The sequence below is a fragment of the Streptomyces cavernae genome (assembly GCF_004023625.1).
Classification (GTDB): domain Bacteria; phylum Actinomycetota; class Actinomycetes; order Streptomycetales; family Streptomycetaceae; genus Streptomyces; species Streptomyces cavernae.
Genome location: NZ_RPDJ01000016.1, coordinates 176,433 through 195,302 on the forward strand (window position 1 = coordinate 176,433; position 18,870 = coordinate 195,302).

Sequence of the window (18,870 nt, forward strand, 5' to 3'; positions counted from 1 at the left end):
GCACGGTCCAGGGTTGGCTCAGCCCAGGGCGCGGTCCAGATTGAAGGCCGCGCTGATCAGGGCCAGATGGGTGAAGGCCTGGGGGAAGTTGCCCTGCTGCTCGCCGGTCCGGCTGACCTCCTCCGCGTACAGACCGAGGTGGTTGGCGTAGGTGAGCATCTTCTCGAAGGCGAGACGGGCCTCGTCGACCCGCCCGGCCCGGGTCAGCGCCTCGACGTACCAGAACGAGCAGATGGAGAAGGTTCCCTCGTCGCCGTGCAGGCCGTCCGGGCTGGCCTCGGGGTCGTAGCGGTAGACGAGGGAGTCGGACACCAACTCCTGGGTGAGCGCGTCGAGCGTGGACAGCCACTTGGGGTCGGTGGGCGAGATGAACTTGGCCAGCGGCATCATCAGCACGGCGGCGTCGAGGACGCTGCCGTCCTCGTACTGCACGAACGCCCCGCGGTCGGCGGACCAGCCGCGGGTCATGATCCGCCGGTAGATCGTGTCGCGGGCCTGGCGCCAGCGCGGGAGCTCCGCCGGCAGGCCGCGCCGGTGAGCCATCCGGACGGCGCGCTCGATGGCCACCCAGCACATCAGCCGCGAGTACAGGAAGTCCTTGCGGCCGCCGCGGGTCTCCCAGATGCCTTCGTCGGGCTGGTCCCAGTGTTCGCGCACCCAGTCCACCAGTGCGCAGACGTCGTCCCACTGGTCGCTCGAGATGGGCTGGGCCCATTTGTCGTAGAGGTAGATCGAGTCGATGAGCGCGCCGTAGATGTCGAGCTGGAGCTGGCCGGCGGCGTCGTTGCCGACCCGGACCGGTGCGGAGCCCCGGTGGCCTTCCAGATGGTCGAGCTCGCGCTCGGGCAGGTCGGTTCGGCCGTCGATGCCGTACATGATCTGCAGCGGACCGGACGGGCCGCCGTCGCCGGGGCTGATGTGCCGGGCCAGGAACCCCATGAACGCCTCGGCCTCACCGGTGAAGCCCAGCCGCAGCAGCGCGTACACGCAGAACGCGGCGTCGCGGACCCATACGTAGCGGTAGTCCCAGTTGCGCTCGCCGCCGATCTGCTCGGGCAGGCTCGTCGTGGGCGCTGCCACGATCGCACCGGTGGGGGCGTAGGTGAGGAGCTTCAGGGTGAGCGCGGAGCGGTGCACCATCTCCCGCCACCGGCCGCGGTAACGGGAGGCGGACAGCCAGTGCCGCCAGTACGCCACCGTCGCCGTGAACTCCCGCTCGGCCTCGGCGCGGGCGCATCCGCGGGGCGCCACATCACCGCCGACCTGGTCGAGCGCGAACACCGCGGCCTCGCCCTCGGCCAGCTTGAACTCGGCCCGGACGTCGGCACCGTCGCACTCCACGGGCACCGTGGAGGTCAGCGCGAGCGTCAGCCGGGCGGATTCGAAGACCGCGACGTCGCCGGTGATCCGCAGGGTGTGCGGGTCGGCCCCGTAGGCGAAGCGGGGCGCGACGCGCACCCGGAACGGAAGGGTGCCGCGGACGCACAGCACCCGCCGGATCAGCCGGTGTCTCCCGGCCTCGTTCCCGCTCGCGCCCTTCGTGCTGCCGCCGGTGCCGCCCTCGCCGGTCACCGGCATGAAGTCCTGGACCTCGCCCACGCCGTCCTCGGTGAAGAACCGGGTGATCAGGACGTTGGTGTCGGGGAAGTAGAACTGTTTGGTCCGCGCGGGAACGGCCGCCGCCAGCTCGAAGCAGCCACCGCGCTCGGCGTCGAGGAGGGAGGCGAAGACGCTCGGCGCGTCGAAGGAAGGACAGCAGTACCAGTCGATCGTGCCGTTGCTGCCCACCAGGGCCACCGTCCGCAGATCACCGACGAGCCCGTGCTCGGCGATGGGCAGGTACGCGGTCGACTCCGCCATGGCAGCACCCTTTGTCAGGAGGCTCGGCTCGCCTGCGGGCGAGGGGCGGTTCCGGCCCCCGCCCGCCGACGTGTTTCCAGGTTACGGCCGCCGCGCCGGCTCAGCCCACGCCCGAGGCGGACTCCTCGCCCGAGCCGGGCTCCTCACCCAGCGACTCGAACCGCCACCGGTGCACCGCCCGCGTCACCAGATCCCCGGCCGGTTCCGGGAGTTCGGGGAGATCGGCGTCGTACGGCGCGTCCCACCAGGTGAGGACGAGGACCCGGTCCTGCGGAGCCCGCAGGGTCTCCCGGCGCAGGGGCCGCGCCGGGAGTCGCTGTGCCCGGGCCCAGGCCAGCAGCTCCTCGCCACGACCCGCGACCGCCCGTGCCTCCCACATCAGCGCGACGGTCACGAGTACAGGTTCTCCTTCGAGACCTCGTGCACATGGTCATGGGCGGCGGCCGTACCGGGCACATGCGGGTCCGTCACCGGCAGCGAGGAGTCCGCCGACAGGTCCCAGTCCGACGCGGCCCGCCCCCGGGCCACCATCTCCGCGCCCAGAGCCGCGACCATGGCGCCGTTGTCCGTGCACAGCTTGGGCCTCGGCACGCGGAGCCGGATCCCGGCCGCCTCGCAGCGCTCCTGGGCGAGGGCGCGCAGCCGGGAGTTGGCGGCCACACCGCCGCCGATCATCAGATGGTCGACGCCCTCGTCACGGCAGGCGCGCACGGCCTTGCGGGTCAGCACGTCCACCACCGCCTCCTGGAAGGAGGCCGCCACATCACGCACGGGTACCTCCTCACCCGCCGCGCGCTTGGCCTCGATCCAGCGGGCGACCGCGGTCTTCAGGCCGGAGAAGGAGAAGTCGTACACCGGGTCGCGCGGACCGGTCAGACCGCGTGGGAAGGCGATCGCGGCCGGGTCGCCCTCGCGCGCGTACCGGTCGATGACGGGACCGCCCGGGAAGCCGAGGTCGAGCACCCGCGCGATCTTGTCGAAGGCCTCGCCCGCGGCGTCGTCGATGGTCGAGCCCAGGGGCCGGACATCGGCGGTGATGTCCGTCGACAGCAGGAGGGAGGAGTGGCCGCCGGAGACCAGCAACGCCATCGTCGGCTCGGGCAGCGCGCCGTGCTCCAGCTGGTCCACACAGATGTGCGAGGCGAGGTGGTTGACGCCGTAGAGCGGCTTGCCCAGCGCGTACGCGTACGCCTTCGCCGCGGAGACGCCCACCAGCAGCGCGCCGGCCAGTCCGGGACCCGCGGTGACGGCGATCCCGTCCAGGTCGCGGGCGCTCACCCCCGCCTCCTTCAGCGCCCGGTCGATGGTGGGCACCATCGCCTCCAGGTGCGCACGGGACGCGACCTCCGGGACCACGCCACCGAACCGGGCGTGCTCGTCGACGCTGGAGGCGACCGCGTCGGCCAGCAGCGTGGTACCGCGGACGACGCCGACCCCGGTCTCGTCGCAGGAGGTCTCGATGCCGAGCACGAGAGGCTCATCGCGTGAGTCAGCCATGGATCTCTGTTCCTTGTGTTCCTTGTACGCCGTCGAGTCGGTCGGACGGGCCGGTCAGACGCATCACCAGGGCGTCCACGTTCCCCGGCTGGTAGTAGCCGCGGCGGAACCCGATGGGCTCGAAGCCGAAGCGCTCGTACAGCTTCTGCGCCCGGATGTTGTCGACGCGGCACTCGAGCATGACCTCGGCGCATTCGAAGGCGCTCGCGGCCCGCAGCAGTTCGGTGAGCAGCAGCGAACCGAGGCCCGTGCTCCAGTGGTCGCGGGCGACGGCGATGGTCTGGATGTCCCCCAGGTCGCCGGCCGCGGCGAGGCCCGCGTAGCCGACTATCCGTTGTTCGGAGGTCTCGGCCACCACATACCGCCGGGTCGCCTCGGGCCCGCGCGCGTGGGCCAGCTCGGACCAGAACATCCCGCGCGACCAGGCGTCCTCGGGGAAGAGATCCTTCTCCAGTTCCAGTACGGGATCGATGTCCCACCAGCGCATCTCGCGCAGTAGCACGGTCACTTCGGGGTGACCACCTTGTAGTTCTTGGGTACCTGGGCGTCCGGGCGGCGCAGATACAGGGGCCGGGGCGGTTCGAGTTCCTCGCCGCGCGCCAGCTTCTCGGCGGCGAGCGAGGCGAGCGCGGCGGCCGAGACGTGCTCGGGCTCGTGCGCGTTCGGGAAGGTGGCGGGGTAGAGCAGCGCTCCGGCGCCGACCGCGGGCAGATGGCCGACGTCCAGGTCCCCGGGGCGGTCGACGGCGGGGTCCGTGGCACGGGTCCTGCGGTCCTTGTACCGCGCCCAGTACACCTCCTTGCGCCGTGCGTCCGTCGCCACCACGAACGGTCCGTCGAGCCCGGAGGCGTAGGCGAGTCCGTCCAGGGTGCACAGACCGTGCACCGGTACCCCGAGCGCGAGCCCGAAGGTGTCGGCGGTCATCAGTCCGACACGCAGGCCGGTGTACGGGCCGGGGCCGATCCCGGCCACGATGCCGGTGACGGCGTCGAGCCGCAGCCCGGCCTCGGCGAGCACCCGGTCGACGGCGGGCAACAGCAGTTCCCCGTGCCGACGCGCGTCCACCTGACTCGACGAGGCGACGACGTTCGTCCCGTCGTGCAGGGCGACGGTCACGGCGGGGGTGGCGGTATCCAGAGCGAGCAAGAGCACGCGAACAGCCTACGGCGGTTCGGCCGGGGGCACTGTCGCCCCGGTCAGCCGGGTCCGTGCTGCTACCGTCACATCAATGACGTCATGTCCTTGACGTCCGGCAGCGAGAGGTGGCGCACAAGGTGGCTCGGAGCAGCTCGGGATTCGTGGCCGGGCTCACCGCGGCGGCGATCGCCGCAGTCGGATTCCTCGCCTACCAGGCGCAGGCGAGCGTGCCGGAGAACCTGGGCAAGCCGCAGCCGTCGAAGTCCCCTGCGGCCGTGAAGTCGAAGAAGCCCGGGAACGGTGCGCAGGCCACGGCGCTGCCCGGTCGCTCCGGCACGGGTGAGCGGGTGGTGTACTCGCTGGACGCGGACCGGGTCTGGCTGGTGGACGCCGGCGACAAGGTACGACGCACGTTCGAGGTGACCCCCGGAACCGTCGACCCGGCACCGGCCGCCTACGCCGTCACCTCCCGGTCCGACGCCATCACCGGATCGGACGGGGTGGCGGTCGAGCACGTGGTGCTGTTCGCCAGGGTGGACGGCGTACCGGTCGGCTTCAGCGCTGCGGTGAACGGCTCGACGCAGGCCCCGGACAGCACGAAGAAGCTGGGCGGAATCCGGGAGTCCCGCGCGGACGGCAACGCGATGTGGGAGTTCGCGCCGGTCGGCCGAAAGGTCGTAGTCGTCCCCTGACCCCGGGCTCACGCCCCTGTGGGAGGCACACTCCGGGGAGGCACCGCCGGGGCCCCATGCGCACCACCGATGCCCCGCGGGCACCGCCGACGCCCCACGGGCAGGCACCGCCGACGCCCCACGGCACCACCGACGCCCCACGGGCAGGCACCGCCGACGCCCCACGGCACCACCGACGCCCCACGGGCAGGCACCGCCGACGCCCCACGGCACCACCGACGCCCCACGGGCAGGCACCGCCGACGCCCCACGGCACCGCCGACGCCCCACGGGCAGGCACCGCCGACGCCCCACGGCACCGCCGACGCCCCACGGCACCACCGACGCCCCACGGGCAGGCACCACCGGACCGGGCTGGCACACACCTCCGTGGTCACTGCCCGATCGGCCCCGGCAGATGATGCGCGACGCCCACTGTGATTCGCCCCCTCCGCCCCTACCCGTCCCGTTCCCGGGGGCTGCGGCCCCCGGACCCAGGCTGTCGGCCTGAAGGGCCTCGTCCTCAAACGCCGGACAGCCTGAAACACCTTTCACGCGGCCTGTCGGCGTTCCTCCCGGACGACCGGTGGAGCCGGTGGGCGGGGTGGGGTGGAGACCGCGTTCGCGGCGGCGCACGACGCCAGCAGTTCGCTCATCGACACCTTGCGGGGACCCGCCGCAGCCCGCTTCTCGTCACGGTCTGGTGTCGACATGGCCGCCTCCTCGGGCTCCGGGAGCAGACGTGGTTAGGTAGACCTAACCACGCACTGCGTCCATGTGACCATGCCGAACGCGCCCGGCGCAACATTTTCCCGACGTCTTGTCGGAATGTTGGGGCGAATGTACGAACGCACGTATGACGCGGGCGGAAGCCGCGCTGATCAGGCGGAAAGCACCGAAAGGTCGACGGACGCCCAGCGTTCCCCGAACCCCGCGAGCCGGACCTGCCGCACCTCGTCGTCGGTGTCGCCCGTGGCGCGGTGGATGAGCACCTGCAACCGGTCCTCGGACAGTTCCTCGACCTTGCCCTCGCCCCACTCGACCACGATCACGGACTCGGGCAACGAGACGTCGAGGTCCAGGTCCTCCATCTCGTCCAGTCCGCCGCTGAGCCGGTAGGCGTCCACGTGCACCAGCGGCGGCCCGTCGCCGAGCGAGGGGTGGACCCGGGCGATCACGAACGTCGGCGAGGTCACCGCCCCCCGCACACCGAGCCCCTCGCCGAGCCCCCGCGTCAGCGTCGTCTTGCCCGCGCCCAGCTCACCGGTGAGCATCACCAGGTCGCCCGCGCGCAGCAGCTTGGCGAGCCGACGGCCCAGCTCGGTCATCTGGTCGGGAGAGCTGACGGTGATCTCAGCCCGGCTGTGCAGTGCTGCTTCCATAGCGACCAACGGTAGCCCCTGCCGGGACGGCTCCCACCCGGGTGAGCAGGTCGGCGAGCCGGTCGGTGACGACCTCCGGGTGCTCCAGCATCACCAGGTGCCCGGCGTCCGGTACGAGCACCAGTTCGGCGTCCGGAAGCAGGTCCGCGATCACCTCGCTGTGCTCGCTCGGCGTCACCAGGTCCCCGACCCCGGCCAGCACCAGCACCGGCAGCTCGGCGAAGCGCGCCAGCGCCTCCGTCTTGTCGTGGTCGTTGAAGGCCGGGTAGAACTCGGCGACCACGTCGATGGGCGTCGCCTCGATCATCCGCTCGGCGAACCGCTCGATCGCGGGATCGACGTCCTTGGACGCGAACGAGTACCGCTTGATGATCCCCGCGAACAGGTCGGAGGTGGCCCGCCGGCCGCGCTCCACCAGTTCGGCCCGCTGCCCCAGCGCCCTCAGCACTCCCGGGAGGACCCGCCGTACGGCGTTGACGCCCGCGACAGGCAGTCCGAAGTTGACCTCGCCGAGCCTGCCGGAGGAGGTGCCGACCAGGGCGACGCCGACGACCCGCTCCCCGACCAGCTCCGGGTACTGGTCGGCCAGCGCCATCACCGTCATGCCGCCCATCGAGTGCCCCACGAGCACGAGCGGCCCCTCGGGCGCCGCCGCGTCGATCACGGCCTTCAGGTCGCGCCCGAGCTGGTCGATGGTGACGGGGATGTCGTCCTGGTGCTGGGCGACACCGCGCCCGGAGCGGCCGTGGCTGCGCTGGTCCCAGTGCACGGTCCGGACGACCCCGCGCAGGGCGGCGCGCTGGAAGTGCCAGGAGTCCTGGTTGAGGCAGTAGCCGTGGCTGAAGACGACGGTGACCGGCGCGGGCGCCTTGCGGCCGAAGAGCCGGCGGCGGCGCGGGGCGAGGGGCGCGGTGTCCGTCTCCACCTCGTCGACCTCGTAGTACAGCTCCGTGCCGTCGTCGGCGTACGCCTTTCCGGGCATTCCGCGCAGCGCGCCGTACGGGCCGGTGGAGTCGAGGGCCAGGCGGGCCTTTCTGCGCATGCCGCGCCCCACGGTGAGCCGCTCGATGGCGACCCCGGCGGCGGCGCCCGCGGCGACCACGCCTATCGCCGCGCCGGCGATGCCCGCGATGCGCCAGCTCCCCGCGCCCGGGGCGCTGGACGCGGCCGAGGCCGCGGCGGCGGCCCGGGCGCCGGAGAAGGCCGCGGCCGCCTCCCGGGCGGTGGAGACGGCCGAGGCCGCGGCCCCGGCCGCATCCGCGACCGCCTCCGCGCTGGTCTCGCTCATTGCCGCTCCTCTTCGCCGGTTTCCCGGGGCCTTCGCTCCCGGCTGGTCGTTGGTCGTGGTCGTTCCTTCGCGCGTGTTGCCGCGCGTCCTGTCGTCCGCTGCTTTCTTCTGCCGCCGTCGTCCGCCACCGTCGTGTGCCGCCGCGGTTCGCTGTGCGGCACACCTTTCGGTTACCCGTCTTGTTCCGTATTCACGTAGACGCGCGGCACTCGGGTTCCGATGCGGGTGACGATTTCATAGGCGATCGTGCCCGCCGCCTGGGCCCAGTCCTCGGCGGTCGGCTCGCCCCGGTCGCCGGGTCCGAAGAGGACGGCCTCGGCGCCCGCCGCCGGTTCGTCCCCGCCGAGGTCGACCACGAACTGGTCCATGGCGACCCGGCCCGCCGCCGTCCGCCATTTACCGCCGATGAGCACGGGGCCGGTGCCGGAGGCGTGGCGCGGGATGCCGTCGGCGTAGCCCACCGGGACCAGGCCGAGGGTGGTGTCGCCGGCGGTGACGTAGTGATGGCCGTAGCTGACGCCGTGGCCCGCCGGGACATGCTTGACCTGGGCGAGCGACGCGATGAGCGACATCACCGGGCGCAGTCCGAAGTCGGCCGGGGAGCCGATCTCCGCGCTCGGCGAGACGCCGTACACCGAGATGCCGGTGCGCACCAGGTCGAAGTGGGTCTCAGGGAGGGTGAGCGTGGCCGGGGAGTTGGCGATGTGCCGCACCTCGGGGCGTACGCCCTGGTCCTCGGCGTACGTCACCATCTCGCGGAAGCGCGTGAGCTGAGCGGCGATGGAGGGATGGCCCGGCTCGTCGGCGCAGGCGAAGTGCGACCAGAGGCCGGTGACCCGCACCAGCCCGTCGCGCTCGGCCGCCAGGGCCGCGCGGACGAGGTCCGGCCAGTCGGCGGGCGTGCAGCCGTTGCGCCCGAGGCCGGTGTCCGCCTTGAGCTGGATGCGGGCGGGACGGCCACCTGCGGCGCGGGCCGCGGCGACGACCTCCTCCAGCGCCCAGAGCGCGCTGACACCCATGTCCAGCCCGGCCTCGATGCCCTGCCGCCAGGGTCCACCCGGCGTCCACAGCCAGCACATCACCGGCGCCTCGATGCCCGCCGCCCGCAGCGCGAACGCCTCGTCGGGGGTGGCGGTGCCGAGCCAGGCGGCGCCCGCGTCGAGCGCGGCCCGCGCGCAGGGCACCATCCCGTGCCCGTACGCGTCCGACTTCACCACGGCCATGAGGGCGGACCCGGGCGCCTGGGCGCGCAGGGTCCGTACATTGGCCCGCAGTGCGGCCAGATCGATCTCGGCGCGGGCGCGCAGTTGTTCGACGCCTTCGCGCGGCTGTGCTGTCTCAGTCATCGCAGACCCAGTGTCGCAGAGGGGCGCGACAGCACCGCCGAGCGCTCCGCCCTCACGCCAATTCAGCCGTGACACGGCAGGTCAGCCATCCCAGCCGGACACGCTCCGCCACGCCACCGGCCCTGCTCCCGTCACATCAGTCACGCCGTCGGCACCGCCCCGGTCACATCGGCCACGCCACCGGCATCGCCGCGCTCACACCCGCGCACAACCAGCACCGCCCCGCTCACACCCGCCACGCCACCGGCACCGCCTCCGTCCCACTTGTCACGCCGTCGGTACCGCCTCCGTCACGCTCCGCCACGCCGTCGGTACCGCTTCGGCAACCGTGAACGCCGCGGTGGGTGCCCCGTCCGCGGTGAAGCGGCCCGCCAGGCCGTGCAGATAGGCCGCCACCGAGCCGGCGTCGCGGGCGTCGAGTCCGGCCGCGAGCAGGGAACCGGCCAGTCCGGACAGCACGTCCCCGCTGCCGGCCGTGGCGAGCCAGGGCGTTCCGGTGGGGTTGACCCTGACCGGCAGTTCCGGCTCCGGCGCGGCGACCAGCGTGGTCGATCCCTTGAGCAGGACCGTCGCCCCGTACTTGGCGGCCAGTTCCCGAACGGACGCCAGCCGCGCCGACTCCACCTGCTCCCGCTGCACCCCGAGCAGCGCCGCCGCCTCACCGGCGTGCGGGGTCAGCAGCGTCTGTGCGGAGCGCGCCCGGACGGTCGCCGGGTCGAGTCCGCGCAGCCCGTCCGCGTCGATCAGCACCGGCACGTCGGAGGCCAGCACCTCGGCGACGCCGGGGCTGTCCCCCAGGCCCGGTCCGACCACCCACGCCTGCACCCGCCCGGCCTTCCGGGGCGGGCCCTGCGACACCAGCGTCTCCGGGAAGCGGGCGATCACCGCGTCGGCGGCCGGGCCCACATAGCGCACCGCTCCGGCCCCGCCGCGCAGTGCGCCCGCCACGGCCAGCACGGCCGCGCCCGGGTAGCGGGCCGACCCGGCGACGATCCCGGCGACCCCGCGCCGGTACTTGTCGCTCTCCGCCGCGGGGCGGGGCAGCCGGGCGGCCACGTCCGCGTGCTGCAGGACCTCCAGGTCGGGTGCGGCGGGCAGGACGGCGTCCAGGCCGATGTCCACGAGCCGGACGGCGCCGGCGTGCTCCCGGCCGGGGTCGATCAGCAGGCCCGGCTTGTAGGTGCCGAAGGTCACGGTCACATCGGCGCGCAGGGCTTCGCCGGTGATCTCGCCGGTGTCCGCCTCCACACCGCTCGGCAGGTCGACGGCGACGACGGTGGCGCCCGAATCGCGTGCGGCGCGTGCCACGGGGACGGCGGCGGGGCGCAGCCCGCCCTTTCCGCCGATGCCGGTGATCCCGTCGACGACGACATCGGCCTTGTCGAGGACCCCGTACGGGTCCTCGGCCACCCGCCCGCCGGCACGCAGCAGCGCCGCGAGCCCCGCGCGGTGCGCCCGGTCGGGCGCGAGCAGCACGGCGGAGACGCCGGCTCCGCGGCGGGCCAGGCGGGCGCCCGCGTAGAGGGCGTCGCCGCCGTTGTCGCCGCTGCCGACGAGCAGGACGACGCGGGATCCGTAGACCCGTCCCGGCAACGACGCACAGACCGCGGCGAGTCCCGCCGCGGCCCGCTGCATCAACGTCCCCTCGGGCAGCCGCGCCATCAGCGCACCCTCGGCGGCCCTCACCGTCTCCACTCCGTACGCAGTCCGCATGGGTCCGAGTCTCCCGTAAGTGGTCACCGGGCTCAGGTTTTTCGCCCCCACCGCCCCGGCCCCACGTCACCCCTCCGCCACCACCACCGCCGAAGCCACCCCCGCGTCATGGCTCAGCGACACATGCCACGACCGGACCCCGAGTTCCTCGGCCCGGGCCGCCACCGTCCCGGTGACCCTCAGTCGAGGGCGGCCCGAGTCCTCCACGTAGACCTCAGCGTCCGTCCAGTGCAGTCCCGGCGGCGCCCCCAGCGCCTTGGCCAGCGCCTCCTTCGCGGCGAACCGTGCCGCGAGGGAGGCGATGCCCCGGCGTTCGCCGCTCGGCAGATACAACTCGCTCCGCAGGAACAGCCGCCCGGCCATCCCCGGCGTGCGCTCCAGCGACGCCCGGAAACGGTCGATCTCCGCGACGTCGATCCCCACCCCGATGATCACAGCACCCCCAGCGAACTCACTCCACCGTCACCGACTTGGCCAGGTTCCGCGGCTGGTCCACCTCGTTGCCCCGCGCCGTGGCCAACTCGCAGGCGAAGACCTGCAACGGAACGGTGGCGACCAGCGGTTGCAGCAGGGTGGGCGTGGCGGGGACGCGGACCAGCCGGTCGGCGTACGGGACCACCGCCTCGTCGCCCTCCTCCGCGATCACGATCGTGCACGCCCCCCGGGCCCGGATCTCCTGGATGTTCGAGACCACCTTGTCGTGCAGCGGCGAGCGCGGGGAAGGGACGATCACCACCACGGGCAGGCCGTCCTCGATCAGAGCGATCGGCCCGTGCTTGAGCTCGCCCGCGGCGAAGCCCTCGGCGTGCATGTACGCAAGTTCCTTGAGTTTCAGGGCGCCTTCGAGCGCCACGGGGTACCCGACGTGCCGGCCCAGGAACAGCACGGTGTCCTGGTACGCCAGCGAGCGCGCCAGCTCCCGTACCGGCTCCATGGTCTCCAGCACGCGGTCCACCTCGTGCGGCATGCGGGACAGGTCGCGGATCACCTCCTGGACCTCGTCGGCGCGCTTGGTCCCCCGTACCTGGCCCAAATACAGGGCCACCAGGTAGCAGGCGACGAGCTGGGTCAGGAACGCCTTCGTCGAGGCGACCGCGACCTCCGGGCCCGCGTGCGTGTACAGCACGCCGTCCGACTCACGGGGAATGGTCGAGCCGTTGGTGTTGCAGATCGCCAGCACCTTGGAGCCCTGTCCACGGGCGTGCCGCACGGCCATCAGGGTGTCCATGGTCTCGCCGGACTGGGAGATGGCGATCACCAGCGAACGCTCGCCGAGGATGGGGTCGCGGTAGCGGAACTCGCTGGCCAGTTCCACCTCGCAGGGAATCCGGGTCCAGTGCTCGATGGCGTACTTGGCGATCATCCCGGCGTGGAAGGCCGTACCGCACGCCACGATCACCACCTTGTCGACCTCGCTCAGCTCGGAGTCGGTGATCCGCACCTCGTCCAGCGACAGCGACCCCGTCGCGTCGATCCGGCCGAGGAGCGTGTCGGCGACGGCCTTGGGCTGTTCGGCGATCTCCTTGAGCATGAAGTAGTCGTAGCCGCCCTTCTCGGCGGCGGATGCGTCCCAGTCCACGTGGTAGGTGCGCACCTCGGCGGGCATGCCGTCGAACCCGGTGACGGTCACCCCGTCCCGGCGCAGCTCCACCACCTGGTCCTGGCCCAACTCGATCGCGGCGCGGGTGTGGGCGATGAACGCGGCCACGTCGGAGGCGAGGAAGGACTCGCCCTCGCCGACGCCGACCACCAGCGGGGAGCTGCGGCGCGCCCCGACGACCAGGTCCGGCTCGTCCGCGTGCACCGCCACCAGGGTGAACGCGCCCTCCAGCCGTCGGCAAACCAGCCGCATCGCCTCCGCCAGATCGGCGCAGGAGGAGAACTCCTCCGCGAGCAGGTGCGCGACGACCTCGGTGTCCGTCTCGGACGCCAAGTGGTGTCCCCGGTCCGCCAGTTCGGCCCGCAGGGCGGCGAAGTTCTCGATGATGCCGTTGTGCACGACCGCGACCCGTCCCGCGTTGTCCAGGTGCGGATGGGCGTTGGCGTCCGTGGGGCCGCCGTGCGTGGCCCAACGGGTGTGCCCGATAGCGGTGTTCCCCGTGGGCAGCGGTCTCCGGCCCAGCGTCTTCTCCAGGTTGACCAGCTTCCCGGCCCGCTTGGCGGTGGCGAGACCGCCGTCGGCGAGGACCGCGACGCCCGCCGAGTCGTAACCCCGGTACTCGAGCCGCTTCAGGCCGCTCATGACGACCTCGAGCGCCGACTGCGAGCCAACGTATCCCACGATTCCGCACATGGCCCGCAGCCTACGGCCCGGACCGCCGCGCCCCGCTGATTGCCCGCTCGACGCCACCCGGGCGCCGCGCCCCTCCGGTGGCCCAGCGGTAGTGGCCCAGCGGTGGTGGCCTACGGCCGGTGGGACCGTGAGCGGCGGCCACCGGCAGGTGTCAGTGCCCGCGTTCGATGCGGTCGATCGCGTCCTGGACCATGCCCAGGTACTCGACCTCCTCGCAGCGCGGCTTGCTGCCCATCCGGTACATGTCGATGCAGTCGTAGAGGTACTCCGCCAGGTCCTCGTCCGGCAGGTCCAGGGACAGTTCGCTCTGGACGGCCCCCGCGAGGTCCCGTGACGACTCCGCCGGTCTGCGCTTGGCGAAAGCACGGATACGCATGGCCCCACTCCTTCGTCGGGCGGGAGGCCATTCGCTCCCGGCTGGCGGGAAACGTATCCCCGCACGACCGGTCGGTCCATAGCCCGCGCACAAGTGACGCAAAGACCGGCCGGCGCCAGAGGACGTCCGCGTGACCGAGCCCACGCCCCGCCCCGTTCAAACTCCCGTAACAATGAACAGGTGATCTCATCGGTCTCAACGCCGCCGAGGAGCGCCCACCGGCCCCGGCCGGAGGCGACTCCCTACGTCGACCTCACCCGTACCGAGTGGAGCGCGCTGCGCGACAAGACTCCGCTCCCGCTGACCGCCGAGGAGGTCGAGCGCCTGCGCGGTCTGGGCGACGTCATCGATCTGGACGAGGTCCGGGACATCTATCTGCCGCTGTCCCGGCTGCTGAACCTCTACGTCGGGGCGACGGACGGACTCAGAGGCGCCCTGAACACCTTCCTCGGCGAGCAGGGCTCCCAGTCGGGCACCCCGTTCGTGATCGGTGTCGCGGGCTCCGTCGCCGTCGGCAAGTCCACCGTAGCCCGCCTGCTGCAGGCACTGCTCTCGCGCTGGCCCGAGCACCCTCGCGTGGAGCGGGTCACCACCGACGGTTTCCTGCTGCCGACCCGGGAACTTCAGGCGCGCGGTCTGATGTCGCGCAAGGGGTTCCCGGAGTCCTACGACCGGCGCGCCCTGACCCGTTTCGTCGCCGACATCAAGGCGGGCAAGGACGAAGTCACCGCCCCCGTCTACTCCCATCTGATCTACGACATCGTGCCCGGTGAACGGCTGGTGGTGCGCCGCCCGGACATCCTCATCGTCGAGGGCCTGAACGTGCTCCAGCCGGCCCTGCCCGGCAAGGACGGCCGGACCCGGGTCGGTCTCGCCGACTACTTCGACTTCAGCGTGTACGTCGACGCCCGCCCCGAGGACATCGAGGCCTGGTACCTCAACCGCTTCCGCAAGCTGCGCGAGACCGCCTTCCAGAACCCCTCCTCGTACTTCCGCAAGTACACCCAGGTCTCGGAGGAGGAGGCCCTCGACTACGCCCGCACGACCTGGCGCACCATCAACAAGGTGAACCTGCTGGAGAACGTCACGCCCACCCGCGGGCGGGCCACCCTGGTCGTGCGCAAGGGCCCCGATCACAAGGTGCAGCGACTGAGCCTGCGCAAACTCTGATCGCCCGGGCTGTGACCGCCCCGCGCCCGCGACTACCCTGCGGGCATGCTGCATCTGCGTCTGATCACGCCCTCACAGCGCACCGACGAAGTGGTGCGGGTGATCGAGAAGACGGTCGGCACCACGCACCTGGTGGTGCTGCCGGGCGCCGCGCGCAACCCCCCCGGAGACGTCCTGATGTGTGACGTCGCGCGCGAGGCGGGCGACGAACTCCTCGGTGCGCTGCGCGCGTTGCACATCGACAAGACGGGTTCGATCGCGGTCGAGAACATCGATCTGTCGCTCTCCAAGCGCGCCGACAAGGCAGCGGAGGAGGCGCCGGGCGAGGGCGCGGACGCGGTGCTGTGGGAGCACCTGGCGGAGGCCACCCACGAGGAGTCCACGCTCTCCGTCACCTACGTGGCCTTCCTGACCCTGGCGACGATGATCGCGGCCTGTGGTGTGGTGCTGGACAGCGCGATCCTGATCGTGGGCGCCATGGCGGTGGGCCCGGAGTTCGGGCCGCTGGCCGGGATCTGCACGGCGCTGGTGCAGCGCCTGCCCCGGCTGGCCTGGCGGTCGGCGCTGGCGCTGATCGCTGGGTTCGCGGTGGCGATGGTCCTGACGACCGGCTTCGGCATGCTGATGGACGGGCTCGGGCTGTTCGAGCGGGGGCTGCTGGAGCGGGAACGTCCGCAGACCGACTTCATCTGGAGGCCGGACGAGTTCTCGTTCATCATCGCCCTGCTCGCCGGCGCGGCCGGCATGCTCTCGTTGACCTCGGCGAAATCCGGGGCGCTGGTGGGTGTGGCGATCTCGGTCACCACGGTCCCGGCAGCGGCGAACGCCGCGGTCGCCCTCGGCTACAGCGATTACGGCCAGGCCTGGGGCTCCATCGAGCAACTGCTGCTGAACCTGCTCGGCATCATCGTCGCGGGCACGCTCACGCTGCTGATCCAGAAGTTCTTCTGGGCACGGCAGACTGAGCGCGCGGCAACACAGGACGTGGTCTAGCCGAAGGAGGACGGCGGCCCAAGACCGACACCGGCCGGAAACCGGCACCGGCCGAAGGACGGACGGCGGCCGGCGACCGGCTCCGGCCGCCTCCGGCCGAGGGACGACGTGTCGGCCGAGGGACGTGCGGCCGAGGACCGGCTCCGACCGAAGGACGGACGGCGGCCGCAACCGTCACAGGCCGAGGGCCGGACCGCGGCCGCACACCGTCACAGGCCAAAGGACGGACCAAGGCCGCGAATCACCACCGGCCGAAGGACGGACCGAGGCCGGAGACCAGCTCCGGCCCAGGGTCGTATGGCGCTAGCCGAGTGCCGACTTCACCACGTCGGCCAGGCGGCTCGCGACCGAGCGGGCCTGGTCGATGTCGGCCGCCTCGACCATGACGCGGACGAGCGGCTCGGTCCCCGAAGGGCGCAGCAGCACCCGGCCGGTGGAGCCGAGTTCCCGTTCGGCGTCGGCGACCGCGGCGGACAGCTCGGGCGAGGAGCCGACCCGGGACTTGTCCACGTCCCGCACGTTGATCAGCACCTGCGGCAGCCGCTCCATCACGGAGGCGAGGTCCCTCAGGCTGCGCCCGGTCTCGGCGACCCGCGCCGCCAGCAGCAGCCCGGTGAGCGTGCCGTCGCCGGTCGTGGCGTGATCCAGAACGATGACGTGCCCGGACTGCTCGCCGCCGAGGGCGTAGCCGTGCTCCTTCATCTCCTCCAGGACGTAGCGGTCACCGACCGCGGTCTGCACCAGCTCCAGTCCCTCGCGCTCCAGCGCCAGCTTGAAGCCCAGATTGGACATGACGGTGGCGACGACGGTGTCGGAGCGCAGTTCGGAACGCTCCCGCATGGCCAGCGCGAGCACCGCGAGGATCTGGTCGCCGTCCACCTCCGCGCCCGTGTGGTCGACCGCGAGGCAGCGGTCGGCATCGCCGTCGTGGGCGATACCGAGTTCGGCGCCGTGCTCGACGACGGCGGCCTTCAGCTGCTCCAGATGGGTCGAGCCGCAGCCGTCGTTGATGTTGAGTCCGTCCGGCTCGGCGCCGATGGTGATGACCTCCGCCCCGGCCTGCTTGAAGGCCTCCGGCGAGACCCGGGCGGCGGCGCCGTGCGCCTCGTCGAGGACGACCTTCAGTCCGTCCAGCCGGTTCGGCAGGACGCCGAGCAGATGGGTGACGTACCGGTCGAACCCCTCGTCGTACGTCCGCACCCGGCCCACGCCGGCACCGGTCGGGCGGTCCCACGGGGCGCCTGTGCGGTGCTCCTCGTAGACGCCCTCGATCCTGTCCTCCAGCTCGTCGGCGAGTTTGTGCCCACCGCGGGCGAAGAACTTGACGCCGTTGTCGGGCATGGCGTTGTGGCTCGCCGAGAGCATCACACCGAGGTCGGCGCCGAGCTCCGCGGTGAGGTGGGCGACTGCCGGGGTCGGCAGCACGCCGACGCACAGCACGTCCACGCCGGCACTGGCGAGCCCGGCGACCACGGCGGCCTCCAGGAACTCCCCGGACGCGCGCGGGTCCCGCCCGACCACCGCCACCGGCTTGTGGCCCGCGAACGTACCCGCCTCGGCCAGTACGTGCGCCGCCGCGACGGAGAGGCCGAGTGCCATCTCCGCCGTGAGATCCGCGTTGGCGACACCGCGCACGCCGTCCGTGCCGAAGAGTCGTCCCACTGTGGTGTCCTCCGAATGTGCTGAAAATATGCGGCTCTTGCCGAGTGTCGGGGCTACGACCTCGTCCCGTACATCCCCTGTGCACCGGCTGTTCTCCGAGTGTCTCCCGGACGCCCCACCGGGCGCTCGCCGGGGCCCTTCGGCCGGTATGGACCAAGGCCGGCCGACCCGGGCCCGGTCATGGGGACGGTCGGGGTCGGACGTGAGGCGGGTCCAGCTCGGTCACGGTCTCCCGAGCCGGTCGCGGCACGGCCAGGCCACGATCCCCCAGGTCACACGGGTCACGAATGTCACCCGTCACCCGGGCCGCCGCTCGTGACGCCCGGCACGCCCCCGCCTGCCCCCGGCCCCGGCCAGCATGAGCGTGCGATAAACAACCGTTCGCCCGGAAACGAACCGCCCCGGCGGCACGGGTACGTGCCACCGGGGCGATCGCGTAGCGGCGAGCAGCGAGCGCGCTTAGCGCTTGCTGTACTGCGGCGCCTTGCGGGCCTTCTTCAGACCGGCCTTCTTCCGCTCGACCGCACGGTCGTCGCGGCGCAGGAAGCCGGCCTTCTTCAGCGGACCGCGGTTGTTGTCCACGTCCGCCTCGTTCAGCGCACGGGCGACACCCAGGCGGAGCGCACCGGCCTGGCCGGAGACGCCGCCACCCGCGATACGGGCGATGACGTCGTAGCGGCCCTCGAGCTCGAGCACCTTGAAGGGCTCGTTGACTTCCTGCTGGTGCACCTTGTTCGGGAAGTAGTCCTCGAGGGTGCGACCGTTGATCTTCCACTTGCCGGAGCCCGGGACGATCCGGACGCGGGCGATGGCGTTCTTGCGGCGGCCCAGGCCGGCGGCCGGCTGCGGGTCACCGAAACGGGACGCGAGGGACTCGGAGGTGTACTCGCCCTCCAGGGGCACCTCGGTCTCGGTGGTGTAGTTCTCGATGTCGACAGTCTCGTCGAGAGGCTGCTCAACGGTGGTCTCGGCCACGATTCTCCTCAGATTCTCTTCAGTCTTAGGGGGTGGCCGGACTTACTGCGCGACCTGGGTGATCTCGAACGGAACCGGCTGCTGCGCAGCGTGCGGGTGGTTCTCGCCCTTGTAGACCTTCAGCTTCGAGAGCATCTGACGGCCCAGGGTGTTCTTCGGGAGCATGCCCTTGACGGCCTTCTCGATGGCCTTCTCGGGGTTCTTCTCGAGCAGCTCGTCGTAGCGGACGGAGCGCAGACCACCCGGGTAGCCGCTGTGGCGGTACGCGAGCTTCTGGGTCCGCTTGTTGCCGGACAGGTGCACCTTGTCGGCGTTGATGATGATGACGAAGTCACCAGCGTCGACGTGCGGCGCGTAGATCGGCTTGTGCTTGCCCCGCAGAAGGGTGGCGGCGGTCGACGCCAGGCGGCCCAGGACGACGTCCCGGGCATCGATGACGTGCCACTGACGAGTGACATCGCCGGGCTTGGGGCTGTACGTACGCACGGTTCGTAGCCTTCGCTTCTT

Annotated in this window: 19 protein-coding genes; 3 read left to right on the forward strand and 16 right to left on the reverse strand. The window is 72.0% G+C overall.

Annotated elements, in window-relative coordinates; all coding sequences use genetic code 11:
* Positions 1 to 18 precede the first annotated feature (18 nt).
* From EF387_RS26855 to tsaB, 5 genes are all read right to left on the reverse strand, one after another.
* A complete protein-coding gene (locus EF387_RS26855) occupies positions 19 to 1,860 on the reverse strand; it encodes a glycoside hydrolase family 15 protein (RefSeq protein WP_128379174.1) in 1,842 nt (613 codons plus the stop codon).
* 100 nt (positions 1,861 to 1,960) lie between these two features.
* Entirely contained in the window at positions 1,961 to 2,254 is a 294-nt protein-coding gene (locus tag EF387_RS26860) for a hypothetical protein (protein ID WP_128379175.1), read from the reverse strand.
* Entirely contained in the window at positions 2,251 to 3,357 is a 1,107-nt protein-coding gene (gene tsaD / locus EF387_RS26865; protein ID WP_128379176.1) for a tRNA (adenosine(37)-N6)-threonylcarbamoyltransferase complex transferase subunit TsaD, read from the reverse strand. Before tsaD ends, EF387_RS26860 begins: the two co-directional genes overlap by 4 nt.
* The gene (gene rimI / locus EF387_RS26870) at positions 3,350 to 3,844 is read right to left on the reverse strand and encodes a ribosomal protein S18-alanine N-acetyltransferase (RefSeq protein WP_128379282.1); all 495 of its coding nucleotides are present in this window, start codon (positions 3,842 to 3,844) and stop codon (positions 3,350 to 3,352) included. Before rimI ends, tsaD begins: the two co-directional genes overlap by 8 nt.
* Before the next feature lie 17 nt (positions 3,845 to 3,861).
* Positions 3,862 to 4,509 carry a tRNA (adenosine(37)-N6)-threonylcarbamoyltransferase complex dimerization subunit type 1 TsaB gene (gene tsaB / locus EF387_RS26875; RefSeq protein WP_128379177.1) on the reverse strand — a complete coding sequence of 216 codons (648 nt, stop codon included), beginning with the start codon at positions 4,507 to 4,509 and terminating at the stop codon, positions 3,862 to 3,864.
* 122 nt (positions 4,510 to 4,631) lie between these two features.
* Here tsaB and EF387_RS26880 point away from each other — a divergent pair, with 122 nt between their 5' ends.
* Positions 4,632 to 5,186, forward strand: coding sequence for a hypothetical protein (locus EF387_RS26880; RefSeq protein WP_128379178.1), 555 nt, complete (start codon positions 4,632 to 4,634; stop codon positions 5,184 to 5,186).
* Positions 5,187 to 5,716: 530 nt separating this feature from the next.
* Here EF387_RS26880 and EF387_RS47570 read toward each other — a convergent pair.
* The 8 genes from EF387_RS47570 to EF387_RS26915 form a co-directional block, all read right to left on the reverse strand.
* Entirely contained in the window at positions 5,717 to 5,878 is a 162-nt protein-coding gene (locus EF387_RS47570; RefSeq protein ID WP_202918378.1) for a hypothetical protein, read from the reverse strand.
* A gap of 168 nt (positions 5,879 to 6,046) precedes the next feature.
* Positions 6,047 to 6,547: a tRNA (adenosine(37)-N6)-threonylcarbamoyltransferase complex ATPase subunit type 1 TsaE gene (tsaE, locus tag EF387_RS26885; protein ID WP_128379179.1), complete on the reverse strand. Its 501-nt coding sequence runs from the start codon at positions 6,545 to 6,547 to the stop codon at positions 6,047 to 6,049.
* Entirely contained in the window at positions 6,519 to 7,835 is a 1,317-nt protein-coding gene (locus EF387_RS26890) for an alpha/beta fold hydrolase (protein ID WP_128379180.1), read from the reverse strand. Before EF387_RS26890 ends, tsaE begins: the two co-directional genes overlap by 29 nt.
* Positions 7,836 to 8,005: 170 nt before the next feature.
* Positions 8,006 to 9,181, reverse strand: a complete 1,176-nt coding sequence (gene alr / locus EF387_RS26895) for an alanine racemase (RefSeq protein ID WP_128379181.1) — start codon at positions 9,179 to 9,181, stop codon at positions 8,006 to 8,008.
* Positions 9,182 to 9,448: 267 nt separating this feature from the next.
* Positions 9,449 to 10,894, reverse strand: coding sequence for an NAD(P)H-hydrate dehydratase (locus EF387_RS26900; RefSeq protein ID WP_128379182.1), 1,446 nt, complete (start codon positions 10,892 to 10,894; stop codon positions 9,449 to 9,451).
* Between the two features lie 66 nt (positions 10,895 to 10,960).
* On the reverse strand, positions 10,961 to 11,329 hold the full coding sequence (locus EF387_RS26905; protein WP_128379183.1) for a holo-ACP synthase: 369 nt from the start codon (positions 11,327 to 11,329) through the stop codon (positions 10,961 to 10,963).
* A 16-nt stretch (positions 11,330 to 11,345) separates the two neighbouring features.
* The gene (glmS, locus tag EF387_RS26910; RefSeq protein ID WP_128379184.1) at positions 11,346 to 13,187 is read right to left on the reverse strand and encodes a glutamine--fructose-6-phosphate transaminase (isomerizing); all 1,842 of its coding nucleotides are present in this window, start codon (positions 13,185 to 13,187) and stop codon (positions 11,346 to 11,348) included.
* Positions 13,188 to 13,338: 151 nt separating this feature from the next.
* Entirely contained in the window at positions 13,339 to 13,563 is a 225-nt protein-coding gene (locus EF387_RS26915; protein WP_128379185.1) for a hypothetical protein, read from the reverse strand.
* 180 nt (positions 13,564 to 13,743) lie between these two features.
* Here EF387_RS26915 and coaA point away from each other — a divergent pair, with 180 nt between their 5' ends.
* Positions 13,744 to 14,733 carry a type I pantothenate kinase gene (coaA, locus tag EF387_RS26920; RefSeq protein WP_128379186.1) on the forward strand — a complete coding sequence of 330 codons (990 nt, stop codon included), beginning with the start codon at positions 13,744 to 13,746 and terminating at the stop codon, positions 14,731 to 14,733.
* Between the two features lie 45 nt (positions 14,734 to 14,778).
* Positions 14,779 to 15,726, forward strand: a complete 948-nt coding sequence (locus EF387_RS26925) for a DUF389 domain-containing protein (protein WP_128379187.1) — start codon at positions 14,779 to 14,781, stop codon at positions 15,724 to 15,726.
* A gap of 303 nt (positions 15,727 to 16,029) precedes the next feature.
* On the opposite strand, the gene glmM is transcribed toward EF387_RS26925, so the two are convergent.
* From glmM to rplM, 3 genes are all read right to left on the reverse strand, one after another.
* A complete protein-coding gene (gene glmM / locus EF387_RS26930; RefSeq protein ID WP_128379188.1) occupies positions 16,030 to 17,388 on the reverse strand; it encodes a phosphoglucosamine mutase in 1,359 nt (452 codons plus the stop codon).
* 459 nt (positions 17,389 to 17,847) lie between these two features.
* Complete coding sequence (rpsI, locus tag EF387_RS26935) at positions 17,848 to 18,363, reverse strand: 30S ribosomal protein S9 (protein WP_128379189.1); 516 nt, start codon at positions 18,361 to 18,363, stop codon at positions 17,848 to 17,850.
* A 42-nt stretch (positions 18,364 to 18,405) separates the two neighbouring features.
* The gene (rplM, locus tag EF387_RS26940; protein ID WP_128379190.1) at positions 18,406 to 18,849 is read right to left on the reverse strand and encodes a 50S ribosomal protein L13; all 444 of its coding nucleotides are present in this window, start codon (positions 18,847 to 18,849) and stop codon (positions 18,406 to 18,408) included.
* Positions 18,850 to 18,870: the final 21 nt, after the last annotated feature.

Coding starts and splice junctions, on each gene's coding strand:
- EF387_RS26855 (WP_128379174.1), bottom strand. CDS start 1,860: ATGGCGGAGTCGACCGCGTACCTGCCCATCGCCGAGCACGGGCTCGTC.
- tsaD (WP_128379176.1), bottom strand. CDS start 3,357: ATGGCTGACTCACGCGATGAGCCTCTCGTGCTCGGCATCGAGACCTCC.
- rimI (WP_128379282.1), bottom strand. CDS start 3,844: ATGCGCTGGTGGGACATCGATCCCGTACTGGAACTGGAGAAGGATCTC.
- EF387_RS47570 (WP_202918378.1), bottom strand. CDS start 5,878: ATGTCGACACCAGACCGTGACGAGAAGCGGGCTGCGGCGGGTCCCCGC.
- tsaE (WP_128379179.1), bottom strand. CDS start 6,547: ATGGAAGCAGCACTGCACAGCCGGGCTGAGATCACCGTCAGCTCTCCC.
- EF387_RS26890 (WP_128379180.1), bottom strand. CDS start 7,835: ATGAGCGAGACCAGCGCGGAGGCGGTCGCGGATGCGGCCGGGGCCGCG.
- alr (WP_128379181.1), bottom strand. CDS start 9,181: ATGACTGAGACAGCACAGCCGCGCGAAGGCGTCGAACAACTGCGCGCC.
- EF387_RS26900 (WP_128379182.1), bottom strand. CDS start 10,894: ATGCGGACTGCGTACGGAGTGGAGACGGTGAGGGCCGCCGAGGGTGCG.
- glmS (WP_128379184.1), bottom strand. CDS start 13,187: ATGTGCGGAATCGTGGGATACGTTGGCTCGCAGTCGGCGCTCGAGGTC.
- EF387_RS26915 (WP_128379185.1), bottom strand. CDS start 13,563: ATGCGTATCCGTGCTTTCGCCAAGCGCAGACCGGCGGAGTCGTCACGG.
- EF387_RS26925 (WP_128379187.1), top strand. CDS start 14,779: ATGCTGCATCTGCGTCTGATCACGCCCTCACAGCGCACCGACGAAGTG.